The 11926-nt window shown below is 46.1% G+C and carries 8 protein-coding genes; all 8 read left to right on the forward strand.

The annotated features are described in order from the left end of the window. Positions 1-52 precede the first annotated feature (52 nt). The 8 genes from QME03_RS07080 to QME03_RS07115 all read left to right on the forward strand — a co-directional run bounded on the left by QME03_RS07080 (position 53) and on the right by QME03_RS07115 (position 11830). On the forward strand, positions 53-820 hold the full coding sequence (locus tag QME03_RS07080) for a 5'-nucleotidase C-terminal domain-containing protein (protein WP_281723893.1): 768 nt from the start codon (positions 53-55) through the stop codon (positions 818-820). A 29-nt stretch (positions 821-849) separates the two neighbouring features. Then, on the forward strand, positions 850-1734 hold the full coding sequence (locus QME03_RS07085) for a bifunctional metallophosphatase/5'-nucleotidase (RefSeq protein ID WP_281723894.1): 885 nt from the start codon (positions 850-852) through the stop codon (positions 1732-1734). 432 nt (positions 1735-2166) lie between these two features. Then, positions 2167-4953: a TonB-dependent receptor gene (locus tag QME03_RS07090; protein ID WP_219407789.1), complete on the forward strand. Its 2787-nt coding sequence runs from the start codon at positions 2167-2169 to the stop codon at positions 4951-4953. A 58-nt stretch (positions 4954-5011) separates the two neighbouring features. Further along, positions 5012-6367: a DUF4876 domain-containing protein gene (locus tag QME03_RS07095; protein WP_219407788.1), complete on the forward strand. Its 1356-nt coding sequence runs from the start codon at positions 5012-5014 to the stop codon at positions 6365-6367. A gap of 87 nt (positions 6368-6454) precedes the next feature. Further along, on the forward strand, positions 6455-7975 hold the full coding sequence (locus QME03_RS07100) for a DUF6850 family outer membrane beta-barrel protein (protein ID WP_219407787.1): 1521 nt from the start codon (positions 6455-6457) through the stop codon (positions 7973-7975). Between the two features lie 46 nt (positions 7976-8021). Then, complete coding sequence (locus QME03_RS07105; RefSeq protein ID WP_281723895.1) at positions 8022-8978, forward strand: M16 family metallopeptidase; 957 nt, start codon at positions 8022-8024, stop codon at positions 8976-8978. Positions 8979-9414: 436 nt separating this feature from the next. Continuing rightward, a complete protein-coding gene (locus tag QME03_RS07110; protein WP_281723896.1) occupies positions 9415-9585 on the forward strand; it encodes a hypothetical protein in 171 nt (56 codons plus the stop codon). Positions 9586-9679: 94 nt separating this feature from the next. Continuing rightward, complete coding sequence (locus tag QME03_RS07115) at positions 9680-11830, forward strand: hypothetical protein (RefSeq protein WP_281723897.1); 2151 nt, start codon at positions 9680-9682, stop codon at positions 11828-11830. The last annotated feature ends 96 nt before the right edge of the window (positions 11831-11926 follow it).

Genomic DNA, 11926 nt, shown 5'->3' on the forward strand with positions numbered 1-11926 from the left:
CATTAAAATTGCATAAAAACATCTATTTTTGTAAATATAATTCATCGTAAATATGAACACAAAACACATTATAAGCTCTTGCTTTTTATCAGCGATATTATGTGCTTCTTGTAGCTCAGGATATCACCTTTCTAATATAACTCGTGATCGAATACTCATCGATAACAGATATGATGCAAGTCCAGATACCGACGCAAACAAATTTATGGAACCCTTTAAACATCGTGTAGACAGCATTATGGCACCCATAGTGGGCACTACTTCGGTGCCATTAGCAAGCTACCGACCAGAGAGTCCGCTATCTAATTTGCTCTCAGACATTCTTGTTTGGGGCGCAAAACCCTATCAACAGCAAGTGGATTTCGCTGTTTATAACATCGGAGGCATTAGAGCTGCATTCGCAAAAGGTGACATTACGGTGGGTGATGTGGTGGATGTTGCTCCTTTTGAGAATAAGATTTGCTTCTTAACCCTTAGCGGTGAGAAGGTGATGGAGCTGTTCAAGCAAATCGCTTCCACTGGTGGTGAGGGTGTAAGTGGCTCAGTTCACCTCGAAATTACTAAGCAAGGCGAATTGAAAAAGGCTCTTATCAACAACCAACCTATCGACCCTAACAAGCAATATCGCATCGCAACGCTCGACTATTTGGCGCAAGGTAACGACAAGTTAGAGGCATTTAAGAGCAAAACAAACGTGCTTTCGCCTCAAGACTATCATAGTAATGTGCGATTCATCATTATGGATTACTTTAGAGAGGCAGCCAAACAAGGTCAAAAAGTGGGTGCAAAGGTGGAAGGACGAATCACTATTTTGCCCTAAATATTCATTCATTTATTTCAAAAAAGACAATGAAAAAACTCATCATAGCACTCAGTTTAGCAGCTACATTCGTTGCAACAAAAAGTGAAGCACAAACCAATAACCCAGCGAAGTCAACCGAAAAGGGAACAAAAGAATTGGTTATTCTGCACACAAACGACACCCATAGCTGCATATATCCATTGAACCCACAACTTGCCGACACGCTAAAAGCAGGACGAGGAGGCTTCCTTCGTCGCATAGCCATGTTGAAAGAGGAACGCAAAAAGAACCCCGATCTATTGCTATTCGATAGCGGTGACTTTTCACAAGGATCGCCTTACTACACTCTTTTCAAAGGAGATGTGGAAATAGGACTAATGAATAAGATGCATTATGATGCCGTAACGATTGGTAATCACGAGTTCGATTTCGGCTTAAAGAATATGGAACGCCTCTTTAAAAAGGCGAACTTCCCCATTGTTTGCGCTAATTACGACTTCACAGGAACGCCTCTTGCAAAGATTGTTAAGCCTTATGTGGTGTTGAAACGCAAGGGAATTAAGATTGGAGTGTTTGGTCTTGCGCCTCAGTTAGATGGTTTGGTGGACGCTAAGAACTATGAAACTGTGCGTTACATCAACCCTATCACAGCTACCAATGAGGTGGTATCGACTCTTAAAAACAAAGAGAAATGCGACCTTATTATATGTATCTCGCATTTAGGTTGGACCGAAAAGGCGATGAACGACCAAATACTTATCCCTCAAACTCGTTATGTAGACTTGGTATTGGGTGGTCATTCACACACTTTCTTCGAGACACTTAGAACCCATAAAGACCTCGATAACAACACTGTTTATAACGATCAGAACGGTAAAAGCGGTATCTTTATCGGCAAGATGACTATCCAAATGGCGAAGAACAAACACTAATTGTTTTTCAAGGTCTGCTCCCTTTATATTAAAGGGCTACGGACTTACCCAACAAAAGCATTGTAATTACTTGTTAATCGTTTACTATTTATTTGTTAATCATTAACTATTTACTTATTTGTATTTTACTCTTCGCCTATTCGTATTCTACCCTTTTCTTGGAATACTCCATCCTTTGATGGTACATTGCGCCATAGTTTAACGGCCATGTTCCAGCATTTTTTGCTGTAACGCTTTAGAGAAAACAAGGCTAATCACTCCCCTCTCCCCTTGGAGAGGGGCTGGGGTGAGGCCGGTTGGGGGGGCCTTCCTCCACTTTCCTTCCCATAAATACCTATATATAGGTATTGCCCAATTCGTTATAAACACCTAACTTTGCAAATTACATAGTACACTTTGCACTTAACAGGACAAGAAAAAGACAAAAAAGATATGAAGTTTCCCACACGAATTCTATGGGGAGGAATACGTGTTATGGTTTTGTTCATCACTTTGGCGTGCGTTTGTAACCAGTTTGCACACGCCCAATCCACAGACGAGAACATCTCATTGACCATTACCGACCGCAATGGGCAGGCCTTACCTTACGCCACTGTTATCGTAGAGAGTGCCGGCCTTACCTATACTGCCGACGCACAAGGCCGATTACGCCTAAAAACGGCACTCTTTACCACCAAAGGCACGCGCCTAACAGTGTCGTATCTGGGCAAAGCAACACGCCAGTTAACCATTACGCACGATGCTGTGGCGAAAGAAAAGAAGATAAACATCGCACTAGACGACAACAACCTTTACCTGAAAGACGTGCAGGTAAACGCCACGCGCGCACCCAGACACAGCAACTCGTCGATGCTCATTCAGCGAAACACCATCGACAACATACAGGCTTACAGCTTGGCAGACATCGTTCAGGCACTGCCAGGCAAGGCCATTCTCAACACCGACATGCACAATGCCAGTTTCTTAACCTTGCGTTCGGCTCTGCAAGGCGACTTGCAAAACCCACTCGATGCCTATTCGCGCAACAAGCTTAACGACTATGTGCGCAACGCCGCCTTTGGCATTGCCTACGTGGTAGACGGTACGCCTCTCTCGAACAACACCAATATGCAGCTCGACAGCTACGGAAAGTGGGGCGGCATAAAGATGTTCGACCGCCGTTTTAACACCGATAACAACGAGAATGTGGGCAGCGGAAACGACTTGCGCCTTATTCCCGCCTCGTCGATAGAGAGCGTTGAGGTTATATCGGGCGTTGCTCCAGCCAAGTATGGCGACCTAAGTAACGGCGCCGTTATCATCAATCGCCGCGCCGGACTTACGCCTTTCTACGGTAGCGTTAAGGTGCAATACGATATTTTCAATGCTTCGCTGGGTAAAGGTTTCGCCCTTGGCGAGCGTTGGGGTATGCTCAACCTCAACATTGACTATCTGCACAGCACCCGCGACAGGCGCGACAAGCTGAAAACAAACGCCAACATCGCCCTCAACGCCACGTGGACACACACCATTAGTAGGGCATTGGCATGGGAAAACACCCTCTCGGCCGATTTCTCTAAAAACGTTGACGGACTGAAAAGCGACCCCGATGCAACGCTTAATCGCACCCGAACCGACCAGCAGAACCTGCGTTTGGCCCTGCGTGGTGCGCTTTCGCCCCAGCAAAACGCACTTATCGACGGCATCGACTATAACTTTTCGCTCTCCCTGTCGCACCAATACGACATGCACGAAGAGTTTATTGCCAATAACAGACTGAACCTTATCACCGACGCTTACACCAACGGACTGCACGAAACCGATGTTGCGCCACCTTATTACACAGCCCTTTTGGAGATAGACGGCAAGCCCTTGGCCCTCTCGGCCAACGTGGAAGCACGCCGAACACTAAAATGGAGTCGCGCAACACACACGCTTAGTCTGGGTGTTCTTGCACGACACGAGGCCAATCATGGGCGTGGAAAGATTTTCAACGCAGAGACTCCGTTCTACGATGGCGGACAAGGCGGACGTGGCGACCGCTCTTATCAATACCGAAACCGCATCAAATTGAACCAATACGGCATGTATCTGCAAGACAAGTTGGTGTTGCCCACGGCTCACGGAACGTTAAGCACAACGGCAGGCCTACGTCTTGAATACCAAAACCAACGTTTCGCAGCCTCTCCACGCATCAATATGATGTGGGCGTTAGACAATGGATTGAGCTTCAACGCAGCCTATGGCATCAGTTATAAGATACCTGCCACGGCTTTTCTATATACCGAAAACGTGTACTTCGACCGCCTTGTGTATAGCAATTACAGCAACAACGCCAACGAGCGGCTCTTTATGTACAAAACCAAAGTGGTTAATCCCACCAATCCCAACTTGCTTTCGCCCTACACACACAGCTTTGAAGTGGGTACAGCCTATGCCAATGCCAACTTCAACACCTCGCTAACGGGTTATCTTAAAATAGACTTGCGTGGCATTAGTTCAGAAGCTGTGCTCGATACGATGTGGGTTCAGCATTACGAAACGGTGTCGCAACCGCCCAACGAACGGCCCATTTACGCACCAAAGGGCGACCCCCAACTCATCATCGACTATTATTTTACGCCCCGCAACCTGCTTTATAGTCGCAATGCAGGCGTAGAATGGATTGGCAACCTGCGCGATATCAAGCCCTTGGGCTTAGGCGTTAACTTCTCGGTGGTTTACAATTACAGCCTTTACCATCAGCAGGGCGAACGCGTGGGCACGTCTATCGACCTCGACAAAGAGGCCGTTTCGGGCATCTACGCTCCTACGAAGAACAGTTCGCACGAACTTATCTCCACCCTAAGCCTCACCAAACAGATACCCACCCTTGGCTTGATATTCAACCTGCGCTTACAAAACTTCTGGTTCAGGCACTTCAATCGTCATGGGTTCGACATCTATCCCATCGGCTATATCGACCAAAACTTCCGTCGTGTGTACCTCGACGAGCAGCAACGAAAGGACATTCGCTGGACGTATCTGCGACTAAAAGACAACGAACCCGTAAATATTTCGCAGCCAATCATCGTCCCCAATTGTCATCTTCGCGTGTCTAAGGAGATTGGCAAGCAGCTACGCCTGTCGTGCTATATAAATAATGTGTTCAATTATCGCCCTTGGGTAGAACGCCAAGGCGAACGAATATACTTTAATCAGCCACCAACGGTGAGCATGGATGTTAGCTACAAGTTTTAGTTAGTCTTATCCGCTGCTCGCCAAAAGCGACACAAACAAACAATAAATACATAACAAAATGAAAAAAACAAAACATTGGGGCAACCGTATCGCCCTATTTATGATGATGGTCATGCCCATTATCTTCACTGCTTGTAGCGAAAATGACGCACCCGAAGTGTCAAGTGCATCGGTGAAAGTAAGCGTTAAAATCGACAAGGCTTTCGAGAAAGCGAAAGCCCAAAAGGTTGCAATTACCTTGCGCAACACCAGCACCGGGAAAGAAACAGCTTACGAAACCACCGTCAACGGCACGGTGCAGTTGCCCAATCTGCCTGTAGACATGTACGATATAACGGCTAGCTACACCCTGCCTGCCAGCGAATACAACGAAATTACAGGCGAAAAGAGCACCGAAGATGTGCTTTTCTCGGCCGCTGCAACGGGCGTACAACTTCAACCCAACAAAGAAACGACTATCAATTTGGTGCTAACCACGTCCACAACTGATGATTTCGTTCTCAAAACGATATACTATGCAGGGTCGGATAGCAAGAAAGCAGCAGGCGAAGACGATCGTTTTATCGAGATCTACAACAACTCTTCGCGCACACTTTATGCCGATAGCCTTTGTTTTGCACTCACAACGATGAACCGTTACGGCTTTTTGGCCGATGGAAAGCCGCATCCTTACAAGGATAAGAATATCTATACAACCCCCAGTGGCGCGTTCGATTGGAGCAAATCAGAAGGTATGGCCGACACGGAAGGCGCAAACAGCAAGTACGTTTACGGCGATGTAGTTATCATGGTGCCTGGTTCGGGCAAGGATTATCCCATCAAACCCGGCGAAAGCTTTATCATTGCGCCCTTCGCACAGAACTATAAACAACCCTTTACCACGTCATCGGGCAAGCAAGTTACACCCGAATGGCCCGACTCAACGCTCGACCTAAGCAAGGCAGAGTTTGATGTTGTGTACCCCGGCTACGAGGTATTGGATAACAAGAGTGCCGCAAATATGGTGATTATAAAGAAAGGTAGTAACAAATACATGCGCCTTTCGCGCAACGGTAAAGAGGGTTACGTCATCTTCCGCCATCCTTCTCCCAGCAAGTTACCCGAATATCGCCGTCCATTTATCGACCCCAAGAAAGGCAGTCACTTTACTTACATGCAAATTCCGAACACATCTATCATCGATGCCGTTGAGGTTATCAACCCCAATGCCGATGGTTATGTGTCGCCAAAGGCTTTCCAGAAGTCGCTTGATGCTAGCTATGCCTTCTCCAAACCTGATAACAGCTTCCGCTGTATCACACGTAAGGTGAGCCGAGTGAATGATGGTCGCCGTATATTACAAGACCTCAACAACTCTGCACTCGACTTTGTTCAGATGATTCCAAACCCTAAGGCGTTTGCCCCAAGCAAGTAACGCCCCATTATAAGCTTCTCCGCCTGCCTGCTTTTGCTATACAGGCAGGCGGAGAATTGCCTATAACGAAATTCCCAAATCAACAACATGCACGCACGTTTATTCGTATCTAGCCTCTTGTTCGGGCTTTTCCACATCGCCTCCGCTCAAGATTCGCTCACGCATTTTGCTGTTCCAACTCCCCAAGAGTGGCAACAGCACCACCAAACCATGGCTTCGCCCCTAGGCATTTACTTGCTACCGGCGCAGAGTTATGGCTATACCTCGGCGACTTTCAGCCACGAACGAGGCCCTTTAATGCGCTTGCAGATACCCGAAAAAGATACGAATCTGCGACTCTCGTCAATGGGCGTGTACACGTCTAAGCGTTGGCGACTATATGGGGAATTTGCCTACAACCGACAATTTGCCGATAGTGTGGGTTGGCTGCTTAGCGAAACGCCACGCCTGGGCATGCCTTACTACTTCGCTTCGCCACGCAAAGGCAACTGGCTAAACGAAACCTACCAACTTAAAGGCGCAGCCAATTACCGCCTTTCGCACCTGTTCGACCTCGGTGCAGCCCTGCAAATAAGGTATCATAAGGGCGCACGCAGCAACGATCCACGTCCCTCTACCGAGAGCTTTTACTCGCGTTATCACCTCAATGTGGGCCTAAACCTCGCCCCCGTGCATATCTCTATGGCGGCAGGAATGGTCTACGGAACAAGCGATAACAACCTGATCTACGTGAACGAGAATAACGATCGCATCGACCGATTGGACTTTATGGCCTACGAACTGATGGGATTTGGCATGCACCGAAAGACAGGTAAGCTGCAAAACCGCGAGATGCAAGCCAACACCTACGGGCACGAGCTGTCGCTGCAAGCCAGCTTCACCTGGAACGAAACAATGCTTTGGGCGCGCGCCAGCCATCTTGCGCAACGCGACAGCATACGCCGAAGCCGAACAAAAAACGTGTCGGCCAACCTCCTTTCCACCTATAACCTCCGTCAAACGCGCATTCTTGCGGGCCTAATTCATTCCCTTTCGCCCGCTCTTCGCCTGCAAACCACAGTTCACGCCCACTTTACTAAGGGCTGGGATAGGCTAGACAACATCCTTGGCGGACAGAAAAACTATGTGTATAACCATCGCGATGTCGGCCTTAACGCTTTGCTCTACCATCGTTTTACCTCGCAGCGGCTCGACCTATTTGCACTCGATGCCACCGCCGAACACGAGAAACGACAAGACGGAGCCACGCAACACACCCTCGTTCGCGATGCTTTCCATCTCGCCGCAGCCTATCGTTCGCAACGTCCCTTGCCTCGAAACTTCGCCTTTTTCTATGGTGCAAGCCAAGCTTTCACCCTGCCCAAGGCCTCGTTAAGCTACCCTTCAACGCAAGAAACGGTGTTCTCTACCCAACTAGCACTTCCCCTGCAACGTTTCTACGCCACGTCTACGGCCAGCACACGCATAGCCTTGGGCACGGCCAAGCGTTTCGCCCACTATCAGCTGACGCTCTCATTGGCCTACCAATTGGGCTATGTGCTTAAAGCCCAACCCACCATTCACGGCACGCGCCACAACTTTGAGGCCGCCCTTGGCTTGGCTTTCTAGCGGGGCACAGTCCTATATCAAACAGCGATAACACCCCTTTGCGGAAATGAAAAAATACCTCCTTATCCTTGCTCTCGCCCTGTTTGCCCTTTCGGCAAACGCCAAACGCACACAGGCAACACTGTCCACCGACCCCAATCTGCATGTGGGCAAGTTGCCAAACGGCCTTACCTATTATATACTTCACAACAACACGCCCCCCAATCGCGCCAATTTCTACCTCGCCCAATGCGTTGGCTCGCTGCAAGAGAGCGACAACCAACGCGGCTTGGCCCACTTCTTAGAGCATCTTTGCTTTAACGGCACGCGCCATTTCCCATCCAATACGCTCGTGGCTTACCTCGAAACGCTTGGCCTAAAATTCGGTCAAAACATCAATGCCTATACCGGAATGGAGCGCACCGTGTATCATCTCAACAACGTTCCCACAGCGCGCTCCTCGGCCTTAGACAGTTGTCTGCTTGCACTTCGCGATTGGGTGTGCGACATTTCGTTATCGCCCGAAGAGATAAATAAGGAACGTGGCGTGATTAACGAAGAGTGGCGACAACGCAATTCGGCCACGGCACGCATGCTACAACGCAATCTCCCGCGCCTTTACCCCAACAGTTTGTACGCTCGGCGCGCCCCAATAGGCTTGATGGAAGTGATAGATACCGTTGGCCCTTCCACCCTTCGGCAGTATTATCACCGCTGGTATCATCCCCAAAACCAAGCAATTATCGTGGTGGGCGATGTGGATGTGGCACGCACGGCCAAACGTATCGAGGTACTTTTCGCCCCCATACGCCCCACCAAGGCCGCGCGCCGACCCGCCATTGTGCCCGTTGCCGACAACGCCAAGCCCATCGTTGTGGTGGATAGCGATGCCGAACAGCGCACCACGCTTGTACAAGTGTTCTGCAACCTTCAATCTCAATGCTTTTACATGCTAAAAGCAATGCAATTGGAAAACATATTGATACGATATCATTCAAAGGGCGATACTATCACACCACAATAGTATCGCTCTTTTTCTATTTTTTTCAGTCCTTCTATCTTCCAAAAAAATGATAAAAGCGACACAAGAAATACTCCATTCATTTTTATCTATGGCGAAAAAATTGTTCTGTTTCGCACCTCTATTTTATATTAGTCGCATATTTATGCAGCAAAAGCTCCGAATTTTAAGTATTTTGGTCGAAAAAACGGCTTATTATTTTAATTTCATTTAAAATCAACAAACAAACAATAATTACGGACTTTTTGTGCTATTTTATTTGCATTGATTTAGAACAAAAGCATTACATTTGCCATACTAAACATAAAAAGTAGAAGAAATATACCATAAAAGATACGTCGACAGAACGAACAATAGGTTTGTTTTGTCCCGATAATTGTATTTAATTGGGGACGATAAGAATAGACGTAGGAGAATAAAAAAATTAATAGAAGAACAAATGAAAAAGAAAGAACGTGCTGATTACACCCAACCAGCGAGTTGGGTTGTATCATGTTATGACGAACCTTTATTGTATTACGCATCGATAAGGGGCAAAGTTAATCCATTTATAGACGGCGGTGAACCTGAAGAGGGCAACCCATCGGAAACCAATCCATTTGAAGATTAACATCATAAACAAAAGATTAAAACAGAATAGTTATGTGTTTTAGGCTGAGAACCTGAAATACTCACTTTCAAAATTAAGACAAACATATTTTATTATGAAAAAACTCACATCATTATTAGCTATTATGATGCTCGTATTTTTCGTGGCTTGTAATAGTGAAAACAATATTATTGATGAACAAGAGCAAGGAACGGCTCTAACTGTCCCTATGTCGTTAGAGCTTACAGGTAATGTAGATAAACCTGTAAACGTGCAAATGATGGCTTTTAAGAGCGACGAAACAACTGGTATTCCTGTACCTCAAAGCCTCAAAAACGTGGGTAGCACTATCAACGTAACATGTATTTTTAAGAGCACAGACGCTTCTCAACCTGTGACAAAGGTGGTTATTCCTTGGACAGTTACATCGGAAGGCGTTCTTGAATTGCTTCCTAAAACAACCTTTAATATGGCCACTGGCACTGATATAAGCAAGGGTACATGGTATGTTTGCGGTGTTATTGGCGGTGTAGTTTCAGGTACTCCTTCAAGAAATGTCACTGGAATTCAATTTAAACGAGTTGCTGCTCGTGCTGTAGCAGGGGCTAATTTCGATGCTGATATCCCTTATGTTTTCACATGGAGAAGACTTACTGCTCACCCTACATCTAACAAATTGCGCAGCGAAAACCCTGTTTCTTTATCTCCATTAGGCACTTTCTCTCGCCTAACTGTGAGCAACAAGACAGGCTTCGGCATTAAATATAAGGGTATAAGAGTGATTACTTCTAATAAAACTGAAGGTAAATTAGACTTGGATAACATCGTTAATTCAACTCTAAAAGATACTCCAAGCAATATCGAAAGCACTGATAAAAGCTACGCATCTACCTTTAAAATCATTCAAACTGCAGGTAAACCAAAGAACTGTAACTTGTATTATGCAGACTATTCTTTCGACGAAGTGCAAGTACAAAACGGTGCTTCTGACCCTGCTTACACTTATATTTGGATGGTTCCTGATGTACAAAAGATTGAGTTTACTGCACCTGGTGGAGTTCAAAAGACCAACTATATTGAAAAGGCTCAAGTGCTTTTACACGCCGCTCCCATCAATCCAAGCGACCCAAGTATCGACATGTTGCCTGTATATGGTACACGTGCATTCTTCACTAACGGTAAAAGTTACTCATTTAAAGGCGTAGCTACTTTCGAATATGCACCTCTTCACTATGTGGCTAAGCGTGATAACTTCGGCACAGACGATAGCTATTCGAGCGCAGACGACGATATTTCTAAGACAATTGCATACGATGTGGAGGAATATGAGCGTAACTTAAGCAATATCCCAGCAGGCTATTACGCTGCAGATAAGGCTAAATGGGCTACTATCTTCAACAACACTTTCAGCTTTATCGGTCTTGCTCCTTTCAGATACGATACTTATCAAAAGGCACCTACACACAGAGTGCTTACTCCATGTAATCTAAAAGAGAAGAAAACATACGTTCATACTTATGCTGGTGCAGCGTTTGAAGACAACTATAGAGGCTTTAACAGCATCACTTATATGATGGGTATGGAGGGTGTTGCAAACAGATTAACTGACAAATCGCTTGGAGCTACCTATTTAGACTATAACACTGTGCCTTATACAGCTGCTTCTTTTGCTCCTGTAAACTATGGTAGCAACGTTAAACTGAGCGACTATCCTATCGCAACCGATAACAAATATCGTTACACTATACGTTGGGAAGATGTGAATTTCAGCCAAAACGACCAATCAGCTCTTAAGCTTAGACAACGCTATTTGGGTGAACATTTCGTGTTAGACCTTGAAGATATTGCTAATGAAAAGTTCTGGGCGCCTCTCGATTCTGACTATCCTAGCGACCTAACACGTATCTTCCCCTACAAAGGTTGCTACGCATTCAATGCAGGAAACGGTCCTTTCATGCCTTATAAGCGTCTACAAGGAGCTATGTACTACGTGAATGAGCCTTTCGATAGAACAAGTGATAACATCGTAGGAAGTGCTACTACAGACACATCTGACTCGTATGCATCTCTCACTTTGCGTGGTAATGGTGGAACAGACAACTATGGTTATGCTTCAGGTTTCAAGTTCCCAATTCGCAAAGGAGCACGTCCTGAGGTGAGAACTGGTGTGAATAGAGGTAAAATTATTGTATGGGAAAGTACTGTAGACTTTATTACTATGAGAGCAGCAGTGCGTCTTTGGAAGATCAACCCAAGCAATCACTAACATAAAGAGATTGCAATGAAAAGATTGAATTAATCCTTTCTAACATAGATAGAGCACCTATGGCAAGTTTAATACTTGTTGTAGGTGTTTCTTTTT

Source organism: Hoylesella shahii (assembly GCF_937990675.1).
GTDB classification, from domain to species: domain Bacteria; phylum Bacteroidota; class Bacteroidia; order Bacteroidales; family Bacteroidaceae; genus Prevotella; species Prevotella shahii.